This is a genomic window from Streptomyces sp. R33 (assembly GCF_041200175.1).
GTDB lineage: Bacteria > Actinomycetota > Actinomycetes > Streptomycetales > Streptomycetaceae > Streptomyces > Streptomyces katrae_B.
On record NZ_CP165727.1, the window covers coordinates 711,968 to 734,585 of the forward strand.

The following is a 22,618-nucleotide window of genomic DNA, read 5'->3' on the forward strand; positions in this document are numbered from 1 at the left end:
CGGTCAGCCCACCGGTACGGGCCGCTCCGTGTCGTCGGCATGCCCCGTGTACGCGTGTTCGCCGGTGTGCCGGGCGGTGTGGCCCGTGTGCCGCGGCCGTACCGGCCACCAGATCGACCGGCCCAGCAGCGCGGCCAGCGCCGGAACCAGCACGACCGACAGGACGAACGCCGACAGCACGATCCCCAGCGCCGTCGCGAAGCCGATCTCCTGGGTGCCCGGATTCGGGTTGACGGCCAGGCTGCCGAACGAGGCCGCCAGGACCAGGCCCGCCGTTGCGATGGCCGGAGCGGTGTGCCGTACCGCCCGGGCCACCGCCGCCCGGGCCGGGCCGGGCTTCTCCATCTCCTCCCGAATCCGGTCACTGATCAGGATGTTGTAGTCGGTGCCCAGCGCGACCACGAACAGGAACAGGACCAGAGGCAGCATGAAGTTCACCCCCGGCCGGTCCAGGAGGTTCTGGGAGACCAGCGCCGAGGCACCGAGGGTCGCCGCGAAGCCCAGGCCGACGGAGATCATCAGCACCAGCGGCGCGAGCAGGCTGCGCAGGAGCAGGATGAGGATCAGCGCGATCAGGCCCGCGGCGACCGGGAAGACCACCTGCAGGTCGCCCGAGACGGCGGACGAGATGTCGGCGAAGAGCGCGGCCGTGCCGCCTACGTGCGCCTCGGTTCCGTCGGGCCGGTGCGCGGCCACCGTGTCCCGGACGGGTCCGGACACCAGGTCGCGGGCCTGCTGCCCCTGCGGATCGGCGGTCAGGAACAGATCGATGCGCGCCGCCGTGCCGTCCTCGCTGGGTACGGCAGGCGCGACCTGGCCGACGCCGTCGACCGCCGCGAGCGCCTTCGACAGTCCGCCCAGCGTGCGGGGGTCGAGCCTGCCGCCGTCGGAAGCGGTGACGAAAACGGTGGTGGGGTCCGACACCCCGGCCGGCAGGGCGCGCGAGATCTCGGCCGCCGTCTGCGCCGCCGCCGTGCCCTTGTCGCCCGACCCGCCCGGTCCGTAGTCCGTACGCATCCCGGCCAGGCCCGCCGCCAGTGCGCCGAGCAGTGCCAGCGAGGCGAGCACCATGGTCACCGGACGCGTCGCCACCCGGCGGCCCATCCGCCCGGCCGGCCCCTCCGGGGGTTCGCGGCGCAGGCGGCGCGAGGGCCAGAACATCTTCCGCCCGGTGACGGCCAGCAGCGCGGGCATCAAGGTGAGGCTGCCCAGCAGCATCACCAGTACGGACACGGCGATCGCCGGGCCGAGCACCCGGAACTGGCCGAAGGACGCGACCCCGAGGGTGGAGAACGCGGCGACGATCGTCAGCGCCGCGGAGGTGACCGCCGTACCCACCCGTCCGGCGACCTCGGCCGCCGCGGCCCGCCCGGTCTGCTCGGGCCTGCTGCGCAGCTGCTCACGGAAGCGGAACAGCAGGAAGAGGAAGTAGTCGATGCCGATCCCGATCAGCACCACGTTGATCAACTGCGGCGTGGAGGCGTCGAGTTGGACACCGGTGAGCAGCGAGGCGCCGACCACCACTCCGGCGGCAGCGCCGCCGACCACCGACACCACGAGCAGCGGCAGCAGCGCCGCGAGAACGCTGCGGAAGACCAGCACGTGCAGCAGCACGATCACCGCGAGCATGGCGATGCCGACGACCGTCGAGCGGGTCTTCTCGGCATCGGCGGTGTCCACGCTGTCCGCGAGCCCTGCCGTGAACCCGGTCCGCAGCCCCGCCTCGGCGAACTCGGCCCGGGCGTGGTCGCGGAAGGCCCGGTAGAGGTCCTGCATCCCGGGATCCATGGGGTTGCCGGTCAGTTCGACCGACAGCAGCCGGAAGGTGCGGTCGGGCGCCGTCATCGCCGGGCTGACCCGGGGAACCTGCGAGTGGTCCTGCGTGAAGGGCGGCGTTTCCTCCGTCTTCGGCATCGTCACCTTGCGCCGGGCGAGTTTCGCGGCCTCGTCGTCGATCCGCCGTTCGTCGGACTCGGACAGCTTCGCGCCGTCCGCCCGTGCCACCAGCATGGTGAGCGGGTTGGCGTCGGGCTCGACCCCGAAGTGCTCTTCGGCGACCTTCAGCGCGGCCGCCGAATCGTAGGTGGCGGGCAGGAACTCGCCCGTCCTGGGCTGTGTGGCGCGGAAGAGGAACGCCTGGCCGAGGATGGTGGCGGCGATGCCCAGCACCGCCCATAGGGCGATGACCTTCCAGGGACTTCGGGTGGCGAAGCCGGTCAGGGCGCGGATCACAGGGTCCTCCGTAACTCGATCGACCGGGGGTTCCCGGACGTCGTCCAGCTCATCAGCGGCCGCGCCGCGAAACGTCGTTGCCCGGGAGGAACCCGGGCCCGGGACCGGGGTCCGGCACACCCCCCGGACCAGGACCGGAGTCCTGGTCCGGCCTCCCCCTGCGGGGCCAGGGCCGCCTCCTTCTCCGCTGCGAGAATGGATCCCGTACGCGAACCGCGGCGCTCCGGTCCCATCCGGCGGGCCGGTGACAGGGGGGACCGGCGGACATGCCGATACGCAGTGAGGGCCGGACCGGGGAAGCGGACGAGGGCGCGGCGGGGACCGCGGGCGATTTCGGCGGGACCGGCCGGGGCAAGGCGTCCCGGCCGGTCTTCGACTGGACCCGCAATGACGCGCTCGTGGCCATCGGGGCCGCCGTGAACGACCTGATCGGCTATTCGCTCGGCGCCGCTGACGACGGCCGGCCCGTCACCGTGCCGGCACTCGTCCTCGTGGTCCTGGCCGCGCCCTGTCTGCTGGCCCGCCGGGCCAGGCCGGTGACCGTGCTCTGCGCCGTTCTCGCCCTCGGCGCGGCGCTGAACCTGACCACGCCGCAGGGCCCGCACTTCTCCGCCGCCTACATGGTCGCGCTGTACACCGTCACCCGCTTGCGCAGCCCGGCGGTCACAGCGGCGGCCGCCGTCGCGACCGTGCCGGTCACGATGATCAGCGGGGGCTACGGCGACTCGTCCGTCCTGACGGGCCTGCTCGGCAACACGGTCGCGGTGGTGCTCGTCGTCGGCGCCGGGCTGGTGGTGCGGCGCTGGCAGGAGGAAGCCGACGCCAAGCGCACCCTGCTGGCCGACCGGGCGGTGGCCGAGGAACGCCGGCGGATCGCACGCGAGTTGCACGACATCGTCGCGCACCACATCACCACCATGCAGCTGATGGCCGGAGGCGCTCGGGCCAACCTGGCGCACGACCCGGGTGCGGCCCGCGAGGCTCTGGTCACCCTGGAGGAGTCCGGGCGGATGGCGCTGCGGGAGATGCGGCAACTCCTCGACGTCCTGCGGGCCGGGGAGGAACCGGAGCAGGTACCGCCGGCGCCACAGCCCGGGACCGGGGACCTCGGCCGGATCATCTCCGAGTCCCGGCTGGCCGGCACGCCCACCGAGTTCACCGTGCGGGGGACGGCCCGCCCGCTGCCGCCGACCGTCGGCCTGACGGTCTTCCGGATCGTCCAGGAGGCCCTGACCAACGCCCGTAAGCATGCCGTCGGCGCGCGGGCCCACGTACGGCTGACCTACGGTCCGGACGGAGTCGACGTGGAGGTACGGGACGACGGTGCGCGCACCGGCCGGCCGGCGGCTTCGCGGCCGGGCGCCGGCAACGGGTACGGTCTGATCGGAATGCGGGAACGCGTCGCGCTGCAAGGCGGCACCCTGGAGACCGGCTCGTGCGACGGCGGCGGATTCAGGGTGGCGGCCAGGCTCCCGGCAGGCGACCTGGGGGGACAGCGAGAGGACCGACGCGGATGATCCGTGTGCTCATAGCCGACGACCAGCCGCTGGTACGGCGGGGCCTGGCCCTGATCCTGGCGCCCGACCCGGCGTTCGAGGTGGTGGGCGAGGCCGAGGACGGCGCCCGGGCCGTCGCCCTGGCCCACGAGCTGCGGCCCGACGTGGTCGTCATGGACATCCGGATGCCGGTACTCGACGGAGTCCAGGCCACCGAGGAGCTGGCGCGCACATTGCCGGAATCCCGCGTTCTGGCCCTGAGCACCTTCGACATGGACGAGTACGTGGTCGCCGCCCTGCGCGCCGGCGCGTACGGCTTCCTCCCCAAGGACATCTCCCCCGAGGAGCTCATCGCCGCGGTCCACACGGTGCACACCGGCGAAGCCGCCGTCGCGCCCCGGCTGCTCACCCGGCTGATCTCCACGTACGTACGGGCCTCCGCCCGGCCGCGCCCTGCGGCGACGGCCCCGGCCGGCCTCACACCGCGCGAGCTGGAGATCTGGCAGCTGCTGGCGACCGGGTTCGACAACGCGGAGATCGCCGGGGACCTGGAGATCAGCGTCTCCACGGTCAAGAACCACATCACCGGCATCTTCACCAAACTGGGCGTCCGCGACCGCGCCCAGGCAGTCATCGCGGCGTACGAATCGGGCCTGGTGGCCGCGGGTCACGCGAGCGGTTGACCGGCCAAGTCCCCGCAGAGGACGGCGCCGGGCGTCAGCAGTTCAAAATTCCTCGGAGAGTACGGTCCACGGGGCCCGGACTCACCCCGACACAGAAGGGGTCTGCGTCGGGGTGAACCTCGTGAGGATCAGCAGGGTGTCGACGAGGTCTTCGGCGGGGGCGCCGGTGGCCAGGCGGCGCAGCTGCTGCCCGAAGACCAGGGCGACGGCCACACCGGCCAGGCGCTCGGGGTCCGGCACGCCGAGTTGGGTCAGGATCCGGGTGGCCAGCAGGTCATAGGCGGCGAAGCACTCGGCCGCCGCGGCGCGCAGCCGTTCGTCGCGGCCGGCCTGGACGTACAGCTCGAAGGGCGCGATGTGACGGCTGTCGAAGGCGTTGCCGCCCGCGACCCGGGCCACCACCTCGGCCGCCTGCCCGATGTCGAAGCACTCGTCGGTGCACTCGTCCGCGAGTGTCGTGAAGTGCCGGGTCTCCTCGGCCACGAAGTGCAGCAGGCTCTCGCGCAGAAGTTCGTGCTGAGTGGCGAAGTGGTAGGTGATCGAGCCGAGCGAGACCTCCGCCTCCTTCGCGATCCGCCGGTTGGTGACGGCGGCGATGCCGTCCTGCCCGATGATCCGCAGTACGGCGTCGATGATGCTCTGGCGGGTTTCGGAAGCATGGGGCATGGCTGCATTCTGCCCCATCGGCCGAAGCCAGTACCCGGGCAGGGTTGGGGAGTTGGGGCGTCCGAGGTGTGGACAGCCGACGGGACAGTCCCTACTGTTCGTTCGAACGAACAACAGAGGGCCGCTGCACGGGAGTGATCGTGGACATATCCGGATCGAACGTTCTGCTCACCGGGGCCACCGGAGGCATCGGCTCCGCACTGGCCGCGCGCCTGACGGCGCAAGGAGCCCGACTCACGGTCAGCGGGCGCAGGAAGGAAGCCCTCGAGGCCGTCGCAGATGCCTGGGGCGCCCGCACCGCGGTCGCCGATCTGGCCGTCCGCTCCGACATCGTCCGCCTCGCCGAGACCTGCGCCGAGACGGACGTCCTCGTCGCGAACGCCGCCCTGCCCGCCAGCGGCGACCTCAGGGACTACACCGAGGAGCAGCTCGACCGCGCACTCGACGTCAACCTGCGCGCGCCCGTCCTGCTGTCCCGGCTGTTCTCGGAGCAGATGGTGGCACGCGGGCGCGGCCACATCGTGCTGGTCGGTTCCCTCTCGGGCAAGGCGGCGACCAAGTCGACGTCCCTGTACAACGCGACGAAATTCGGTCTGCGCGGATTCGCCCTCGCCCTGCGCCAGGAACTCAGGGGCACGGGCGTGGGCGTGTCCCTGGTGCAGCCCGGGTTCGTCCGCGACGCCGGGATGTTCGCGGCCACCGGAGCCACCCCGCCGAAGGGCGTCAGGACCGTGACGCCCGGCCAGGTCGCCGACGGCGTCGTACGGGCCGTCCACCGCGACCGGTGCGAGGTGAACGTGGCACCGCTCGAGCTGCGGCTGCTGAGCGCCATCGCCGGGCAGTTCCCCGGCTTCGCCGAGCGGGTCCAGTCCCGCGCGGACCTCGACGGCTCCGTGCGACAGATCGTCGAGGCCCAGCGCTCACACCGCTAGGGGGTGTCGGTCCCGCTCCGCCCGGCGGGACCGCCGGCTCCCCCTCCCCCACCCTTGCGCGGCTCCGTCGGAGCCCGCACCCGCACGCCCTCGCACCCGCACGCCTTCCCTGCCACCTCACGTGAACGGAGAGCACCGCCGTGTCGAGTGAACACCTCCCGAATGCCGTGGCCGACCCCGGCCCGGGTGTCGAGCGCAGGTCCCTGCTCCGATTAGGCGCCCTGCTGGCCGCAGGCGGGGCCTCCGCACTGCTTCCCGCACCGATCGCGCACGCCGCGACGCGGGGCCAGGGGACCGACACCGTGACCACCACCTACCAGGGCCGCGCCCCGAAGGGCAACGACCAGTGGGCGTACGTCGCCTTCGACGTCCCCACGGGGGTGCAGCGGATCTCCGTCGAGACCTCACACGACGCAGCCGCCGGCATCCTGGACCTCGGTGTCTTCGGCCCGTCCGGCTTCCGCGGCTGGTCGGGCGGCGAGCGGGCCGGCTTCACCCTCTCCGCGGCGGACGCCACCCCCGGCTACATACCGGCGCCGGTCGAGCCCGGGAGCTGGTCCGTCATCCTCGGGCCGATGGTCGGCGCCGACGGCGGCATGGCCTGGCAGGTCGACGTCACCCTGCACTTCGGAGACCCGCTGCCCCGGGCCCCGTACGACCTCCTGCCCGGCTCGCTGGCGGGCCACGGGCCCGGCTGGTACCGGGGCGACCTGCACCTGCACAGCGTGCACTCCGACGGGAAGCGCACGGTGGACGAGATCGTCGCCGCCGCCCGCCAGGAGGGGCTGCACTTCATCGCCACGTCCGACCACAACACCAGCTCCACCGGCCTGACATGGCGCGGCAACGTCCCGACGGACCTGCTGGTCATCAACGCCGAGGAGGTCACCACCCGCCACGGTCACTGGCTGGCCGTCGGCCTGCCCCAGGGCGAATGGGTGGACTGGCGCTACGGCCCTGCGGACCAGGGGGCGTTCGAGAGCCACGCCCGGCGCGTGCACAGCCTGGGCGGCCTCACGATCGCTGCCCATCCGCTCACTCCGGCAGCGGGCTCCTTCTGGGAGTTCGGGCTCGACCGCGTGGACGCGCTGGAGGTGTGGAACGGGCCGTGGACGCTGGACGATGCGGCCAACATCGCCGCCTGGCACGTCATGCTGTGCCTGGGCAAGCGCGTCGCCGCCGTGGGCAACAGCGACGCCCACAGCCCCGCGGACGCCGTCGGCCGGCCGCACAACGTGGTGCACGCGACCAGCCTGTCCACGACGGCCGTACTGGACGCACTGCGCCTGGGCCGGTCGTACGCCGTCGAATCCGCGGCCGTGACCGTGGACTTCACCGCCCGCACCGGCAGGGCGGTCGCCGGACCCGGCGAGGAACTGCCCCTGTCGCTCTTCGACGCCGTCGACGTGACCTTGGACGTGACGGGCGCCCCGGATAGCATCGCCACGCTGTACACCGAGTGGGGCATCATGGCCGCCACCTGCATCGACGGCAGCGGGAGGGGACGGTTGCACTGGCGCGGCTGGGGCAAGGCCTCCCTGTTCGCCCGCGCCGAGGTGCGGCGGCCCAAGCCCGCCTCCACCACGCTGGACCAACTGGTGGCCATCACCAACCCGGTGTGGTTCTACTCCGCGCAACTGCCCCCGTACGACGTCGAGCGGCGTGCGCTCTTCCACACCGAGCGCCGCCCCGACGGATCGTGGAGCAGTATGCGTCCGCTGCCGGGGGCCGGAGCCGGTGCCGCGTCCTTCGCGGGGGTGCAGAGCGCGGCGGCCGGCATGGCCGACGGCTCGGTCGTGGTGCTCGGCATCGCGCTCGACAACAGCCTGTGGCTGACGGCCGTACGGGGTTCGGCCACGCTCCAGCCCTGGCAGCGCGTCGCGGGACCGGACGGCGCAACGGGGTTCACCATCCGGGAGGCGGACATCGCCGCGTTCCCCGACGGGACCTGCCAGCTCGTGGTGACGGCCTTGGACGGGACCACGTACCACCAGCAGCGGCGCGCCGACGGAACCCTGCCCGGGTTCCGGGCCGTGTCCGGGTTCAGCGCGAAGAGCCGCTGGGGTGCGACGAAGGTGTCGGTCACCGCCATGCCCGACGGGTCCGCCCAGCTGCTCAGTTACGGCACCGACGGCGCCATGTACCACTGCGTTCGCGGGCGGGACGGTACGTGGACGGCCTGGGGCCGCCTGGCCGGGTACAACGGTGCCGCGACGTTCTCGGGTCCCGCCCTGGCCATCGCCGGCATGCCCGACGGTTCCTCCCAGGTCCTCGCGATCGGGCTGGACGGGATGGTGTACCACCAGCAGCGGCGGCCCGACGGCTCCTGGACCGGATTCCGGCCGCCGCGGGGCGTCACCACCCCCACCATGGGCGCCAGCGCCATCGGAATCGCCGGAACTCCGGACGGCTCCGCCCAGGTCGTGGCGGTCGGGCTCGACGGCCGGATCTGGCACAACGTGAGGAGGCCGGACGGCTCCTGGACGCCGTTCGCCCAGATTCCCGGTCCGAACGGGAGGGACCCCTTCCCCGCAGGGCAGGTTCGCATCACCGCCCTGCGTGACGGCACGACGCACGTGACGGCCGTCAGCGCAGGCTGAAACCCGTTCGTCAGAGTGTCCACACGAACCGAGTCAGCTCATCTTGTTACGGTTGTGCCCTTCTCGAAGCAGGCCGAACTCCCGTCAGGCTCTGGTCTCCGTCGCTCGGAATCTACCGGAAGGGAATTCGTGAAGCGGCGACAGCAATTCATGGGCGCGCGTCACCGTTGGTGGGTCCTGGGCGGGATGACCTGCGCTTCGGCGATGATCGCCATCGATGCCCTGGTGGTGTTGGTCGCCCTTCCCACCATCCAGCGGAATCTGGACGCTTCGGCTACCGGAGCGCAGTGGGTCATCAATGCGTATCTGCTCAGTTTCGCCTGTATGAGCCCGCTCGGCGGACGCGTCGGCGACGTCTTCGGGCACGCACGCGCCTTCCGCTACGGAACCGTGCTGTTCGTCGTGGCCTCGATCGCGGCGGGTCTGGCCCGGTCCGAGGCCTGGCTCATCGCCGCGCGCGCGGCCCAGGGGGCCGGTGCAGCGGTCCTCCGGCCCGCCTCCCAGGTGATCATCGTCAAGGAATTCGGACGCGGGGAGCGGGGCCAGGCCATGGGCATCTCGTCCAGCGTCTCTTTGCATCAGCCCGGCCTGGAGCACCGCGCTCAACGGCACCGCCACGCGGATGCGCGGCAGCGCGGCGGGGTTGTTGCAGACCGCCCGGGAGATCAGCGCAGCGCTGGGTCTGGCGGTCATGGGCGCGATCGTTGCGAATGTACAGGGCGCGCGGCTGAGCCAGATCCTCCGACGGGACGGCCGTATGCCTGCCGACCGCTTCGACCAGGTCGAGCGCTCCATCGGGAAGACGGTCGCGGCGACACAGCAGGGGTCGCCCCTGCCCGCCGGGATCCCCGCCGACCTGGTCCCGGCTCTCAAGGCTGCGGTCACCACCGCCGTCTCGGCCGCGTTCTACGCGGGCGCGGCAGTGCTGGTCACGGCGGCCGCGGCAGTTGCCCTTCTCCCCGGGAAAGCGGAATTCTCCGGGTCCGGCCGTGGCCAGGACGATCCCGCGTGACCGCTGCCGATCGCGCAGCTCCTGGAGAAGGAACTCGCGGTCTCCCGCCCGTACGGGCGGCGCGCGCAGGCACCATCGCACCGCGGCTGATTGTGGTGCTCCTCGCCATGGGTACGCGGAGCCGGCCGGGCGTACGGTCACCTTCCGGCCATCAGGGTCGGGTGAGCCGCTCGCTTCCCGGAGGTGTCCGTGAACTCGTTCCTTGGCAGGCCGGGCGTGCGCGGCAGGGCCGCTGCCGTCCTTGCTGCGGCCCTCTTGGGGGCTCTCGTCGCTGTACCGGCACCGCGGGCGACCGCGGTGCCGCCCGTGCCGGGCGAGCTGAAGTCCTATGCCGTCGACGGGGTCTACAGCGCCGGCATCTCGTCCGGGGGTTATATGGCGACCCAGTTGCACGTGGCCTATTCCGGTACGTTCGACGGCTCGGCCGTCTTCGCGTCCGGCCCGTACCACTGTGCGCGGAACAACCTCGACACCGCGTTGAACGCCTGTATGAACACCACCCAGGACCCGCAGCTCGCCCAGCTCGAGCAGACCACGGTCGACCGGGCGGCACAGGGCGCGATCGACGATGTCGCGGGGCTGTCCGGTGATCCGGTCTACCTGTTCAGCGGAACGGGCGACGCGACGGTCAAGCAGCCGGTCGTCAGCGCGCTGGCCGACTACTACGCCCACTTCGGAGCGAACGTCCTCTACGACAAGGGCACCGCCGCGGGCCACGCCTGGATCAGTCCTCTGGGGCCGAATGCCTGCACGGCCACGGCCACCCCGTTCATCAACAACTGCGGGATCGACGCCGAGCGGACCTTCCTGGGCCATCTGCTCGGCTCCGTCAAGGCGCCCGCGGCCGCACCGGGCGGCTCGCTCATCCGGTTCGACCAGAACCGGTACGTACCCGGCGGGCGGGCCAAGGCGGTCTCCATGGACGAGACGGGCTTCGTCTACGTGCCGCAGAGTTGTGCGAACAACGCCACCTGCAAGGTGGTCGTCGCCTTGCACGGCTGCAAGCAGGGGTACTCGTACCAGGGCTTCGGAACCACCTTCCTCGACAAGGCCCACCTGAACGAGCACGCCGACACGAACGACCTCATCGTGCTCTACCCGCAGGCCATCCCCACGACGACGCTGGACAACCCCAACGGCTGCTGGAACTGGTGGGGCTACCTCGGCGATTCCGCCTACTCCCGGCACGGCGGCAAGCAGATCGAGGCGATCATGTCCATGGTCCGCGCCCTCGGCGGCGGGGGCGGAGAGACACCGCCCGGGGGCGGCAGCGTGACACTGTCCAGCATCGACGCGGAGGACGGCTACACCAAGGCGGCGGCCGACGGCTCCGGCGCCGCCGTGGGCACCCTGGAGGGTACGTTTGGCCTGGCCCTCGGGCGTGGCACCGACGCCAAGTTCAACCGGACGGTGCTGTCCTTCGACACGTCCGCCATCCCGGCGGACAAGACCATCACCCGGGCCTACGTGACGCTGACCAGGAGCAGCGGCTCGGGCGACCCCTGGGCGAGCCCGGTCGGCAACCGCCTCCTCGTGGACGTCCAGAACGGCTGCCTGGGCGGCTGCTCCGTCGCCCCCTCGGACTGGGCGGCCCCGGCGACGGCCCAAGGGGCGGCCGAGGTCGCCTCGTTCACCACGGGCAGCAAGGCGTCGACGAACCTGAGCCCGGCGGGGCTCGGCGCGGTCAACCGGTCCGGCCGGACCCAGATCCGGCTGCGGTTCGAGCGGAACCAGACCGCCTTCGCCCATCTGTTCGTGAACAGGAACACGCGGGCAACGCTGACCGTCGAATACCGGTAGCCGTCCGCCCCGGCCCGCCGTGGGGGGGCCGACGGCGTTCGTCAGCCGCCCGCCAGCGCCAGCTTCAGGAAGGTGACCTCGGTGCCCGGTCTGAGGTCGATCTCCTCGTCCAAGTCCCGCACCCGGCGGTTGTCGACCATGACGAGGAAACCGCTGCGCCGGAACGCGGTGAGCGCCAGGGCCGTGCACGCCTTCGGATCGACGGCGTCCCTGGAGACCCGCAGCCGGATCAGCTCACGCAGTGCGAGCCGGTCCTCGGCGATCTCCACACCCCGGCCGCGGGCGCCGCGCGCGGCGGTGGTCTCATCGGTGAACGTCACCATACTCATGCACCGCACCGTACGAGCCGCCACTGACAACGGCCGGACTGCCCGGCCCGCCGGCGCTCGGCCGCGGACCGGGGTGGGGAACACGAAGTCCGCTGTCAGATGGTCCAGCGCAGCACCGCCCCCAGACCCCCCGACGGCCCGGGCACACCCGCCGGTACGAGGAGCACCTCGCTGCCGGCCGCTGCCGCGGACCGCAGGAGCGCGTCGTCGGCCCGGGCCCGTACGGGCTTGTGCACGCCCATCGCCTCCGCCTGCCCGCGCTGCACCGCGACCTCGTCGACGCCGGGACCGATCCACACCTCGCGCGCCGCGTCGGAGCCGTCGGGGCTGAGCAGCAGCGTGGCCACCTGGTGGGTGCGTACGGCGTCCACGACGGCCGGCATGCCCTCGGCCGCCTCACCCGGACCGGTGTCCACCGTGGACTCGCGGTGCTCGCCGGGCCGGCCCCGGCCCATGCGGAAGCGCTCCAGGGCGCTCTCGAGCCGCTCGCGGGCGAACTTCTCGCGCACCTGCGCGATCTCGCGGTCGAGGGCGGCCTTCGAGGCGCCGGGCGACCTGCCGCCGCTGTCGACTTCGACGGTCATCGCCCGCATCTGCTCGGGCAGCTGGTTGCGGACGGCCCGGCGCTCGCGGGGATCGCCGGTCAGCACCACCAGATCGGCGCCGCTCTCCGGCCACTGCCGGGCGAGTTCCGTCGCGATGATGCCTGCCGTCTCGTTCCAGGCGTTCTCGACCTTGTTCCGGTAGTGCCACTCGTACCGGTCCGCCGGGATGCTGCGGTGCCCGCGGCCCTGCCACTCCCGGCCCTGGGCCTGGCCCACGGCCTCCCGGTGATGGGCGTCGCGCAGCTCCAGATCGGCGCCCGTGTGGTCGATGTACGCCACCAGGCAGCTCGGCTCGTCGCCGCGCAGGCCGGCCAGCGGGGCGACGTGCGGCAGGAACGACCAGGTCGCCCCGGTGGCGGCCGGGGACGCGCCGAGCGGGATGTCGAGTACGACCTCGGCGCCCGCGGCGAACAGCGCGCGGCCGGGCGGTGCCCCGCTGACGGGTTCCCCGGCGAGCCGGTTCACCACGGCCCGGACGGTGTATGCGTCGGCGCCCGCGTCGATCAACTGGGACGCGACCTCGCGCTCACGGAGCTTCTGTATCCGCTGCGCGTCCTCGGTCGCCCGGGTGGTCTCGATGTATACCGAGGCCCAGGGCCCTTGGCGGGCGAAGAGAGGTTTGAGAAAGCCGAGTTCCATGATGTCCCCCAGGGGGTTCAGGAAGGCTTTTCGGGACGGCGTGACGATGGCGGCGCAGAACGGCACACCACTTCCAGGATGCCCTGCCCACCCGTCGCGTGCCCGCCGACCGGCCGGTCAGCCGCAGCAGCACGCTCGCCCGTACGGGACGGACCTTGGGGCCGGTCGGCTGGAATCCGGGTCCGGAGCGGTACGGGGAGGGCCGCGGGCGGGGAAGACGGCGGCCGTGACCGGAATTCAGCTGACCAGCTCCGTTTTCGCAGACCACACGGAGATCCCCCGCCGCTACAGCGGCGAGGGGGAAGACGTTTCGCCACCCCTGACCTGGACGGCCGCCCCCGATGGCACGGCGGAGCTGCTGCTCCTGTGCGAGGACCCGGACGCGCCGGGGCCCAGTTTCCTGCACTGGCTGGTGACGGGCATCGATCCGTGGACCGGCGGGGTGGAGGAGGGGCAGGAGCCGCACGGCGGGACGTCCTGGCCCAACGGGTTCGGACGGCCGGGCTGGGGCGGACCGATGCCGCCGCCCGGGCACGGGCCGCACCGCTACTTCTTCCGCCTGTACGCGCTGTCGCAGCCGGTCCGCCTGCACGACCGGCCCAGCGTGGACGCCGTGCACGGCGCCGTGCACGGCAAGGACCTCGCGAGCGGCACCCTGGTGGGCACCTATCAGCGGCGCTAGGGACTCCCCTCGGGGTGCACCGTCAGGCCGGGCGGTCGGCGTTGGCGTCGGCGTCGGCGTACCGCAGCAGCGCCCCGACCCCCTCGTCCAGATCCAGGTCGTCCGCCGGTACGACGACCAGTTCCGCGGCGGTGCCGACGAGGGCCCGCACCAGCGCCTCGGCGGCGGGTTCCTCGTGGGGCGCCCGTACTCCGAAAGTGATCAGCTCCTCCTCGGTCAGGGCGAGCTGGCTGGGCTGCGGACCGGTCCACAGCCGCAGTGACGCGGCGGGCAGGTGGTTCAGCAGCAGCGCCGCGACCTGGCCGCGCTGGAGGGCGGCCAAAGTGGCCTCCATCCCTTCCGTCGCGGGTCCGCCCAGGGCCCGGCGGCCGATGAAGATGTTCACTAGGTCGCGGTCGTGCGCGGCCATCCGGCCGCGGAAGACGCTCTCGAGCTGTGGCTCCAGCAGGGCCCGTCCGGTGTCCGTCGGGGTGGGGCCCCCGACCCGTACGACCTTGCCGCTCAGGGCGTGCGGCAGTCGGCGGACCAGGACGTTGCCCGCCCACGCGTCCCCGCCGACGACGACGGCGTCGGCGTGGGTGCGCCGTGCCCAGGCGTCCAGCCGGTGGCCCAGCCGGACGGCGCTGTGGTGCCAGGAGGCCACCGCCACCTCGTGGTGCAGCCGCTCACCCGGGGTCACCGTGGAGGCGGGCCAGGTGCCGGACTCCGCCTCCACTCTCACCCAGCCGTGCGTCTCGGCCGTCGGCAGCCCGCCGTAGTGCACGACCACCGCCAGGTAGGGGATCTCCGGCAGATGCTGGGTGACCAGCGGCATCGCATCCGGCAGGGTGCTGTAGCGGGCCGAGTCGCGGGCGGGCGGCCTGGGCAGTTCCCCGTCCATGACGAGCGAGCCGCTGGCCGCGAAGATCGCCTGCCCGTGCGTTCCGGGCAGCTCCGCGTCCGCGCCGACCGCCTCCTCCAGTGCGCCGAGCAGCGCCCGGTCCGCGCCCTGCCGGGTCAGGTCCGCGCGGAGCCGGCCCCAGCGCAGGGCGACGGACCGGTCGGGCTGCGCGATGTCCCGCGAGGTGTCCAGGTACACCGAGGCGAACGGGCCGGACGCCGTGTACAGGGGTTCCAGGAACGACAGCCTCATTCCTCATCACCATCCCCAGGCGACTCCCAGGCGTCCCCCCTTCCGATGATGCGCGCACCGGAGGCTCGGAAGGCAAGCCGGACACGGATCACCCCGGCGGGCGCGCAGCGGCGGGCGTGGGCCTGTGGCCCGCGGTGCTCCGCGCTCGCCGGAAGGAGGGCCCCGCGCCACCCGCCAACCTCGTGGAATCGCCGCGCCGACGGACGTATCAGGCGGGGGTGCGACGCGCGGCGGTGTTTGCTGGCGGCAGGAAGGACCCCGTCCGCGGGGGCCGCGATCCGCCAGGAGGAACCGGAAGCATGCAGTTCGCACAGATCATCGACTTCGAGACCGAACGCATCGACGAGGTCCGAGACCTCCTGCGCGGCTACGAGGAGCGGGCCCGATCGACGGGCCGGACCGGTACCCCGGTGTCCCGCACCCTGCTCAAGGACCGGGCCAATCCCAACCGCTACCTCGCCGTGGTCCAGTTCGAGTCCCACGAGGCCGCGATGGCCAACAGCAACGCGCCGGAGACGAACGAGCTGGCCCAGCAGCTCTCGGCCTTGATGACCAGGCCGCCGGTCTACACCGACTGCGACATCGCGGACCACCAGACCATGGGCTGACCCGGCTGCGTCAGCCGGGGGTGGGGGCGGGTGAGGAGGGTCACCACTTGTGGCGGTCCCGGCGGGCCCGCTCCCGTTGCTAGATTGTCCGGCGGCCCGGTACCCGAGGCCCCGGACGAGATGCGCCGTACCCGGTCATGCACGACGACGCGCCAGGCGCCGTCCCACCGGCAGGCGCCGACGCGCTGTCCGGCCCCGGGCGGCGTTCCCTCGTCGCACAGATGGGCTGACCACATGACCGTGCCGCTGACCCGCACCCTCTACCGGACGACCGCACACGCCAGCGGGGGACGTACCGGATCGGTGGTCACCGACGACGGGCGCCTCGACGTCCGTCTGGCCCCGCCGCGCAAGAAGGTGCCCGGTACGACCAACCCCGAGCAGTTGTTCGCGGCCGGGTTCGCCGCCTGTTTCACCTCTGCGCTGGCCGAGGTCGCCGCCGAGTTCGGGGCGGATGCCTCGGCCGCGCGCGTCGCGTGCGAGGTACAGCTCGGTACCACCGACACGCCCGCGGGCTACGGTCTCGCGGTCGGCCTCACGGTCGGCCTGCCGGGGTGGAAGGCGGCCGATCTGCTTCCCCTGCTCCACCGGGCGGACGCGGTCTGTCCCTACTCCCAGGCGGTCCGCGGGAACATCGAGGTCTCGCTGCAGGCCGTGGACGACACCGCCGCCGTCGATGCCTGAGCCGGCGGCGGGCGGGCCGGGCATCCCGGTGCCCGAGCGGGGTGCGTGGCTGCGGCGCGGCATCAGCCGCAACGGCGGGCCCCTGGTGGAAGACCGCGAGGTGGTGTGGCTGCAGGCCGGTCCGTACTTCGCCGACAGCCGGGGCTTCGCCGGCGTCACGTCCTTCGACGGTTCGCGCGTGCGCTTCCACCACCTGCAGGGCGAGCCCGGCGAGGACACGGGCACCTTCCGGCGGGAGGGTGCGAACCTCATCGAGTGGGGCACCAACACGGACGGCAGTACGTTCCTGGAGGTCTGGACCCCACTGCCCGCCGCCCACGGCGACACCGGCTCCTGGGCCGGTACCGGCTACCACGTGGTGCGCGTCGGCCGGCATCTCGTACACGTCGATTCCCGTGCGGGCACGTACTGGCGGACATGAACGGACGTGCCGGAAGGCGTCCTTGAACGCTTTCCGGCACGCTGCCGTCACGCCGTCACGTGCCGTAGTACGCGGTGTGGATCGTCAGGTTTTGAGTTGCGTGACTTCAAGCCATGCGGTGGGCGGAGCCCCGCCGGAACAGGTGGTGGACGGCAGCGCCCAGGGCGGCGCCGAGAGCGGGTGCCACGAGGTAGATCCACAAGGCTGCGGTGCTTCCCGACATCAGCGCGGGTCCGAACTGCCGGGCGGGGTTGGCGGCGCCGCCGCTGAGGGGGCCCAGGACGGCCACGATCGCGCAGATGAGAACCGCCAGGGCCCAGGGGAACCATCGTTCGCGGGCCGGGCGGGTGAGGAAAAAGCCGATCATCAGGGTGATCACGACCAGGCAGCCGCCCTCGGCCGCAAAGACGGCCCAGCCGTTCCACGACGGCGCCGCAGCCGCCGCGCCGTAGCCGACCCGGGCGACCGCCGGCCCCCAGGCCAGGCGGGCCAGAGCCGTCCCGGCGACCGACCCGCCCAGCTGCGCGACGACGTACACCGCCACGCCCCGGCCGGGGAAAGCCCCCAACAGCCACAGCGCGAGCGTGATCGCGGGATTCATGTGACCACCCGAACGCCGACCCCACGGGGAGCGGATCAGCCCGAAGACGGCTGCCCCGGCCAGCGCACCCACCACGAGGAGGGCCGACCGGACGTGTGCCAGGGCGAGGGGGGAAGCCGGATCGAGTACCCAGCGGATGGCCGTGACCACGGCGAACATCAGCACCGCGGTCAGGGCGAACTCGTACAGGGGGTAACCGCGGCGCTCGGGCTCCGTTGGCCCGGGCGCCGGGCCGGAACCCGTGTGTGTTCCGGGTGGAGCGGCCGGGGAACCGGAACCAGACATCTCGCCTCCGCTCATGGTTCTCCCGTCGATCGGGCGCCCTCGGCGCTCGGGTGCGCGCGCCCGTGGGCGCCTCCAGGAAGCGTGCGGCACTCCACGGCTGCAAGGTGCGCGTACACGCCGACGGGCGGGGTGGGATGCCCCGCGTTGGCCGGTGGCACTCCGCCTTCCGGCGTTCGCCCTACCGGGCGCCGACCGATGCCCGGGCCGGGGAGGGGGACGCGGTCATGACGGGTGCGGCTCCGCTCGTGGGGTCGAGCTGGGCCTCCATGTCGTCGAGGGCGCTGCGGACCGCTGCAATCCGCAGGCGGAGTTCGTCGGCGGCCTCCGGGAGCGGCTGTGCTGCGTGCCCCGCGGGCGGCTGCCAGGCGGTGACCTGTTCGGTCCGGTTCGCCGCCGCTTCCATCTCGCGCGCCTCTTCCAGGGCGTTGAGTACGACCCCGATCAGCACGTTGACCAGGACGAAGGAGGCAAGGAGCACGTACGAGGCGTAGAAGAGGATGCTGAACGGGGAGACCGCCAGTCCGGCGTGAACGGCATCGCCCAGGCCCTCCAGCGTCATCAGCAGGAACAGCGTCAGTCCGGCCCGGCCGAGGGAACCGTAGTGCTCCGGGTCGTGCCCGGCGAAGCAGATCCAGCCGATCATGGCGTAGACGTACAGGATCAGGGCGCCCACGAACAGGAAGCTGACCGTTCCCGGCAGACTGCGGCCGACGGCGACGAGCAGGACCCGTAGCTGCGGCATGAACTGCGCGGTGCGCAGTACCCGCGCCAGCCGCAAGAGGCGCAAGAGGGTGGTGTTTTCCCGCAGGAAGGGGACGAAGGCCGAAGAGACCACCAGCAGGTCGAACACGTTCCACGGGTCCCGGAAGAAAGCTTTCGGCCGGTCGATGTGCGCGCCCAGGCGGATCAGGATCTCGAGGCTGAACGCGGCGACGCAGAACCGTTCGGCCGAATCGAGGAGGTCGCCGTACTCCACCGACAATCCGCTGTAGGTCTCGATGCCCAGCAGTACGGCGTTCAACAGGATCACCGAGATGACGCCGAGCGAGAACACCGGCTTCTCGCATACGTGACGGCAGCGCGCGGCAAGCCTTCGGCGGCCGCTGTACGCCTCGATGAGGTCTGGCATCATGCTCCCCTGCCCGGCCACCGGCGCCCCGGTCGCACGTCGTATCGCGCCCCGGTGGACGCCGAGGCTTTGATCAAGCTCCGCGTCGTGTAACGCCGTACGGCCGGATTCGAGACGCCCCGGCCCGACACATCCCCCGATCGGGGACCGCAGGAGGAGCCGAGGGCCCGGCCCGTCGCGTGCCGAGCGCGCCGGGCGGGTGGGCAGGGGTCAGGCGGCGAGGGCTTCGATCACTTCAGCGCCCGGGAGCTGCGCGAACAGCTTCCCGGGAACGATGAGCTTGCCGCGGCGGCGGCCGCTGCCGACCAGTACGTACGGCAGCCCGACCACGACGGAGTCCACCAGCAACGGCCAGTCCGACGGCAGGCCGATGGGGGTGATGCCGCCGTACTCCATGCCACTGAGCTGCACCGCGGTGTCCATCGGCGCGAAGGACACTTTGCGGGCGGCGAGATGACGGCGCACCACGCCGTTGACATCGGCACGGGCTCCGGAGGGGACCAGGCACGCGGCCAGCGTGGACTCGCCACCGCGCTTGGCGGAGACGATCACGCAGTTCGCCGACTGCGCGAGGAGCTCTTGCCCGTAGTGCTCGACGAAGGCGGCGGTGTCCGCGATGGCCGGATCGGTGTCGACGTACACGATGTCCTCGGCCGGGACAGTGCCGTGCCAGGTGCGGACCGCCTCGGCCACCGGCCCGGTGAGTTCGGCGAGGCAGTCCGGCGCCGGGCGGGCGTTGTCGAAGGAACCGATGGGTGCGCGCATGCCTGCCATTGTGCACGGCCGTCCGTCGGATGGAGACGTGACTTACCACGACGGGACAACAGGCCGACATGACATGTGCAGTTGCCGACGGTCCGTGACGGCGCAGACACTCGTGCTGCACCACGACTCATTCGGATGCTCCCGACCACGAACCGTCTGTTCCCCGGGGGCACTCCGCCCGTCGGCCGCGGGCGCCGGCCAGCCGACGCCGTCTTCGCGGTTCCGCAACCCCTCATGAACGAGAGGAAATCCGCATGTCCGAAGCCTCTGCCACCACCGGGTACAACCACCTCGATCTGGACCTGGACCTGGACCTCAGCGAGCTGACCGTCACCGCGCTGAGCGACACCGCCGCACTGCCCGAGAACGGCGCCTCATGGGGCTCCTGCTCCTGCCAGGGCTCGTCCTCCTGCGCCCAGCCGCAGGTGGAGACGCCCGTCGTCTGACGGCTGTGAAGCGGCCGCTCCCGTGCGGCCGGCCCACCCGGGCCGGCCGCACGGGCTGCGGCCCGAGCCGCAGGACAGCTCACAGGCCCACACCGCACCACGGGAGCCCGCCTTGCCGCACCCCGCCCAGCCAGCCGCACCGCAACACGCCGCGCCCGCGTCGGGGACCGCTCTCCCTCCGGCGGGTCCGCCCGCCGGGGCCGCCCCGTACGCGCTGGTCCGCACCACGGTGGCGGCGCATCCTGCGCAACCGGAGAAGGCCGCGCGGGTACGACTCCTGCTCGACCGGCTCACCGCCCTCGCGGCACAGGAGGACGTACTGCGTCCGGCGCTGTGCGACGACCTGTTCGCCTCCCGGCCAGGACACACCGAGGAGTTCCACCGCCACGTGGTGCTCCCGCTGCGCCGGGCGCTGCACAACGGCCGCACCCCCCGCCCCGTCCTGCTGGCCCGCCTCGACGACCTGCCGACACGGGTGCCCCGGCTCGGCACCTGGCTGAACCTGCGCGAGCTCCGCGACGCACTCCTCGCAGATCTGGCCACGGCCGTCCCCGACGCCCTGACCGCCGAGCGCTCCGCCCTCGCGGAAGTGTGCCGCTCCCCCGGCTTCACCCGGGCCGCCGCGCTCACCAGTGGCGACCTGCTGCGCGCAGTGTCCCGGGCCGCCCGGGACGAAGGCGGGCGCAGGGCCCGCAAGGAGGAACCTTCGGTACTGCGGCACGCCCTGCGTGCCACTACGAAGACCAGTCCGCTGTCGTGGTTCACCGCTGTGGGGTGGTCCGGTGGTCCGGATCCGTCGGCCGAGCCGGTACCGGGGCTGCCGCCGCTGCGGTCCGTGGTGCGGGAGCACCGGACGCTCGTCGAGGCGCTCGTCGCCGCGCTGCTGGACGAACCGCGCCGCCGGCGCGCGCTCGCCCACCGCATGACCAGCGGGGCGCGGCACACCTCCGACGGGCGGGCCCTGTACGTGCGGGACCGCACGGTCTTCGCGGGCGGCCGCTACCTCGTCACCCACGAGGAGACGATCGAGCTCGCCGCGCGCCCGGCCCTGACCGCGCTCGACGCGCTCGCAGCCCCGCCCGCGACCCTGGACGAGCTGGCGGTCCGGCTCGGCGCGGCCCTCGGTCGCCCCCGCACGGACCCCGCCGTCGGCCGCTTCCTCGGTCAACTCACGGACGGTGGCCTGCTGGTGCCCGTGGAGCCCGTCGACCCTCAGCACCCGCACCCGTTGCGTGCGCTGGCCGTCTGGTTGAGCCGATGGCCCGAGGACGCGGCGCTGGGCGATCGGATCGACCGGATGGCCGCCGACACCGCCGGGTTCGCGAACGCCCGGGCCGAGGAGCGGCCCGCCCTGCTCGCCGACCTGGCGGACCGCTGGCGCCGCCTGCTGGCCGACGCCGGCCGGCCCGTGCCGGCCGATGCCGCCCCGCTGAGCGTGCTCTCCGAGGACGTGCTCGCCGATCACGTGCTCGCCACCGCACAGGCGGCCACCGCCGCCGTGGGGTCCGGCGAACCGGTCCCCACGGGCACGCTGACCGGCGCGGACCGGGCCGTGCTCGGTGAACTCAACGCTCTCGCGGAGCTGTTCGACCTCGGGCACCTGATGCGGCGGGCCGCACTGGAGCGCTTCGTCTCGCGCTACGGGCGCGGTGGGACCTGCCCGGCCCCCTGGGAGTTCGGCGCCGACACCGCCGCCGCCTGGGAGGAGGCCGCGCGCCTCTCCGTACGGCCGTCCGGCGACCCGGGGCTCTCCCGTGAGCTGGCCGAACTGGGCGGGCTGCGGGAGGAGTTCGTGCAGCACGTACGGACCGCCTCGGCGGCCGCACCCGGCGGCTGGGCCGAGGAGGTCGTCCTGCCCGCCGAGGAGGTCCGCGGACTCGCCGCCCGGCTGCCGGACTGGACCGCCGCCCGCCCGCTGAGTTACGCGTGGTTCGTGCAACGCGCGGCCCCGGCCGCAATCGCCCCGGACGGCGCCGCCCCCGGCGGCCTGCTCTGCGTCAACCACGTCTACGGTGGCTGGGGCCGTTTCACCAGCCGCTTCCTGGACCACCTGCCCCACGGCGCCGCCGCGCAGGTGGCAGGCGCGATCCGCCACGGCCTCGGCGACGGCGCCCGGGCCGCCCAGATCCGCCCGGTGGGCGGCTTCAACGCCAATCTCCATCCGCTGCTGGCCGGCGAGGAGATCGGCCCCGACCGGTACCGCAGCGCGCTCGCCGAGGCGGATGTGGAGTTGGTCCACGACCCGGTGTCCGACCAGCTCCGGCTTCGGCTGCGGGCCACCGGCGAGCCCCTCGACGTCCTCTACCTCGGCTTCCTCGCCCCGGTCATGCTGCCGCGGCGCCTCGCGCCGTTCCTCTGCGACCATCCGGCCGGCGTCGTGGACTTCCGGCGGCTCCTGCCCCGCCGCACCCTGACCGCCCCCGGCGGCGAGGTGCGGCGCACACCCCGGCTGCGCCACGCCCACGCGGTGCTCTCCCGGCAGCGCTGGCACCTGCCCGAAGGGGTACTGGCCGCACTCCGCGCCGACCTCGCGGCCGACCCCGGCGCGGTCCCCGCCGCCGCGGCGGCCCGTTGGCGGGCCCTGCTGGGGCTGCCCGAGCAGTTGTTCCTGCACCCGGTGCCGGAGCCTGCTGCCGGCCGGCCCGCCGAGGACTTCGTACGGAGTCTGCGCGCGCCGAAGCCGCAGGCCGTCGACCTGGGCAGCGCCCTGCACCTGCGCTGCCTCTCCGGCTGGCTGGCCCGCCATCCGCGCGGCGTGGTGCTGGAGGAGGCGCTGCCCGTCTTCGGCGGCCGGAGCCGCCCCGCGCACGCCGTGGAACTCATCGCCGAGACCTACCGGCCTGCCCGCACGGCCCGGTCGGGCTGAGCGCA

At 72.9% G+C, this 22,618-nt stretch carries 20 protein-coding genes, 1 pseudogene and 1 riboswitch; of the genes and pseudogenes, 13 read left to right on the forward strand and 8 right to left on the reverse strand.

From position 1 onward, the window contains the following. Window positions 1-3: 3 nt before the first annotated feature. Window positions 4-2,232: an MMPL family transporter gene (locus AB5J51_RS03665; protein WP_369776818.1), complete on the reverse strand. Its 2,229-nt coding sequence runs from the start codon at window positions 2,230-2,232 to the stop codon at window positions 4-6. A gap of 266 nt (window positions 2,233-2,498) precedes the next feature. On the opposite strand from AB5J51_RS03665, the gene AB5J51_RS03670 reads away from it, so the two are divergent. Next, entirely contained in the window at window positions 2,499-3,749 is a 1,251-nt protein-coding gene (locus AB5J51_RS03670) for a sensor histidine kinase (protein WP_369776819.1), read from the forward strand. Next, window positions 3,746-4,411, forward strand: coding sequence for a response regulator transcription factor (locus AB5J51_RS03675; protein WP_053790575.1), 666 nt, complete (start codon window positions 3,746-3,748; stop codon window positions 4,409-4,411). Before AB5J51_RS03670 ends, AB5J51_RS03675 begins: the two co-directional genes overlap by 4 nt. Before the next feature lie 81 nt (window positions 4,412-4,492). Here the strand turns inward: AB5J51_RS03675 and AB5J51_RS03680 are convergent, their stop codons facing one another. Next, window positions 4,493-5,077: a TetR/AcrR family transcriptional regulator gene (locus AB5J51_RS03680; protein ID WP_053790574.1), complete on the reverse strand. Its 585-nt coding sequence runs from the start codon at window positions 5,075-5,077 to the stop codon at window positions 4,493-4,495. A gap of 140 nt (window positions 5,078-5,217) precedes the next feature. On the opposite strand from AB5J51_RS03680, the gene AB5J51_RS03685 reads away from it, so the two are divergent. From AB5J51_RS03685 to AB5J51_RS03705, 5 genes and pseudogenes are all read left to right on the forward strand, one after another. Further along, the gene (locus AB5J51_RS03685; RefSeq protein ID WP_369776820.1) at window positions 5,218-6,009 is read left to right on the forward strand and encodes an SDR family NAD(P)-dependent oxidoreductase; all 792 of its coding nucleotides are present in this window, start codon (window positions 5,218-5,220) and stop codon (window positions 6,007-6,009) included. Window positions 6,010-6,311: 302 nt separating this feature from the next. Then, on the forward strand, window positions 6,312-8,609 hold the full coding sequence (locus AB5J51_RS03690; protein WP_369776821.1) for a CehA/McbA family metallohydrolase: 2,298 nt from the start codon (window positions 6,312-6,314) through the stop codon (window positions 8,607-8,609). A 204-nt stretch (window positions 8,610-8,813) separates the two neighbouring features. Continuing rightward, window positions 8,814-9,119: pseudogene (locus tag AB5J51_RS03695) on the forward strand (MFS transporter); the annotation flags it as partial. A gap of 247 nt (window positions 9,120-9,366) precedes the next feature. Then, window positions 9,367-9,621, forward strand: a complete 255-nt coding sequence (locus AB5J51_RS03700) for a hypothetical protein (RefSeq protein WP_136227318.1) — start codon at window positions 9,367-9,369, stop codon at window positions 9,619-9,621. A gap of 189 nt (window positions 9,622-9,810) precedes the next feature. Further along, window positions 9,811-11,421 carry a PHB depolymerase family esterase gene (locus AB5J51_RS03705; RefSeq protein WP_369776822.1) on the forward strand — a complete coding sequence of 537 codons (1,611 nt, stop codon included), beginning with the start codon at window positions 9,811-9,813 and terminating at the stop codon, window positions 11,419-11,421. Window positions 11,422-11,462: 41 nt separating this feature from the next. On the opposite strand, the gene AB5J51_RS03710 is transcribed toward AB5J51_RS03705, so the two are convergent. Both AB5J51_RS03710 and AB5J51_RS03715 read right to left on the reverse strand, forming a co-directional pair. After that, a complete protein-coding gene (locus AB5J51_RS03710) occupies window positions 11,463-11,750 on the reverse strand; it encodes a MoaD/ThiS family protein (RefSeq protein ID WP_053790570.1) in 288 nt (95 codons plus the stop codon). Window positions 11,751-11,845: 95 nt separating this feature from the next. Beyond that, window positions 11,846-12,994 carry a hypothetical protein gene (locus AB5J51_RS03715; RefSeq protein WP_369776823.1) on the reverse strand — a complete coding sequence of 383 codons (1,149 nt, stop codon included), beginning with the start codon at window positions 12,992-12,994 and terminating at the stop codon, window positions 11,846-11,848. Between the two features lie 226 nt (window positions 12,995-13,220). Between AB5J51_RS03715 and AB5J51_RS03720 the strand changes: the two genes are divergently transcribed. Beyond that, window positions 13,221-13,676 carry a YbhB/YbcL family Raf kinase inhibitor-like protein gene (locus AB5J51_RS03720; protein ID WP_053790569.1) on the forward strand — a complete coding sequence of 152 codons (456 nt, stop codon included), beginning with the start codon at window positions 13,221-13,223 and terminating at the stop codon, window positions 13,674-13,676. A 22-nt stretch (window positions 13,677-13,698) separates the two neighbouring features. On the opposite strand, the gene AB5J51_RS03725 is transcribed toward AB5J51_RS03720, so the two are convergent. After that, a complete protein-coding gene (locus AB5J51_RS03725; protein WP_369776824.1) occupies window positions 13,699-14,808 on the reverse strand; it encodes a hypothetical protein in 1,110 nt (369 codons plus the stop codon). A gap of 299 nt (window positions 14,809-15,107) precedes the next feature. Here AB5J51_RS03725 and AB5J51_RS03730 point away from each other — a divergent pair, with 299 nt between their 5' ends. The 3 genes from AB5J51_RS03730 (at window position 15,108) to AB5J51_RS03740 (ending at window position 16,521) form a co-directional block, all read left to right on the forward strand. After that, window positions 15,108-15,416: a putative quinol monooxygenase gene (locus AB5J51_RS03730; protein ID WP_053790567.1), complete on the forward strand. Its 309-nt coding sequence runs from the start codon at window positions 15,108-15,110 to the stop codon at window positions 15,414-15,416. Between the two features lie 90 nt (window positions 15,417-15,506). Next, window positions 15,507-15,570: riboswitch (guanidine-III (ykkC-III) riboswitch) on the forward strand. Window positions 15,571-15,650: 80 nt separating this feature from the next. Continuing rightward, window positions 15,651-16,100 carry an Ohr family peroxiredoxin gene (locus AB5J51_RS03735; protein WP_136227313.1) on the forward strand — a complete coding sequence of 150 codons (450 nt, stop codon included), beginning with the start codon at window positions 15,651-15,653 and terminating at the stop codon, window positions 16,098-16,100. After that, window positions 16,093-16,521 (forward strand): hypothetical protein, encoded by a 429-nt coding sequence (locus AB5J51_RS03740; RefSeq protein ID WP_369776825.1) that lies wholly within the window; start codon window positions 16,093-16,095, stop codon window positions 16,519-16,521. The genes AB5J51_RS03735 and AB5J51_RS03740 overlap by 8 nt, the downstream gene beginning before the upstream one ends. 106 nt (window positions 16,522-16,627) lie before the next feature. Here the strand turns inward: AB5J51_RS03740 and AB5J51_RS03745 are convergent, their stop codons facing one another. The 3 genes from AB5J51_RS03745 to AB5J51_RS03755 all read right to left on the reverse strand — a co-directional run bounded on the left by AB5J51_RS03745 (window position 16,628) and on the right by AB5J51_RS03755 (window position 19,301). Next, window positions 16,628-17,407, reverse strand: coding sequence for an MIP/aquaporin family protein (locus AB5J51_RS03745; RefSeq protein WP_369776826.1), 780 nt, complete (start codon window positions 17,405-17,407; stop codon window positions 16,628-16,630). Between the two features lie 178 nt (window positions 17,408-17,585). Continuing rightward, the gene (locus tag AB5J51_RS03750; RefSeq protein WP_369780212.1) at window positions 17,586-18,536 is read right to left on the reverse strand and encodes an ion transporter; all 951 of its coding nucleotides are present in this window, start codon (window positions 18,534-18,536) and stop codon (window positions 17,586-17,588) included. A 210-nt stretch (window positions 18,537-18,746) separates the two neighbouring features. Continuing rightward, window positions 18,747-19,301 (reverse strand): YbaK/EbsC family protein, encoded by a 555-nt coding sequence (locus tag AB5J51_RS03755; RefSeq protein ID WP_053790563.1) that lies wholly within the window; start codon window positions 19,299-19,301, stop codon window positions 18,747-18,749. Between the two features lie 254 nt (window positions 19,302-19,555). On the opposite strand from AB5J51_RS03755, the gene AB5J51_RS03760 reads away from it, so the two are divergent. Both AB5J51_RS03760 and AB5J51_RS03765 read left to right on the forward strand, forming a co-directional pair. Continuing rightward, complete coding sequence (locus AB5J51_RS03760) at window positions 19,556-19,747, forward strand: thiazolylpeptide-type bacteriocin (protein ID WP_053790562.1); 192 nt, start codon at window positions 19,556-19,558, stop codon at window positions 19,745-19,747. 112 nt (window positions 19,748-19,859) lie between these two features. Further along, window positions 19,860-22,613 (forward strand): lantibiotic dehydratase, encoded by a 2,754-nt coding sequence (locus AB5J51_RS03765; RefSeq protein WP_369776827.1) that lies wholly within the window; start codon window positions 19,860-19,862, stop codon window positions 22,611-22,613. Window positions 22,614-22,618: the final 5 nt, after the last annotated feature.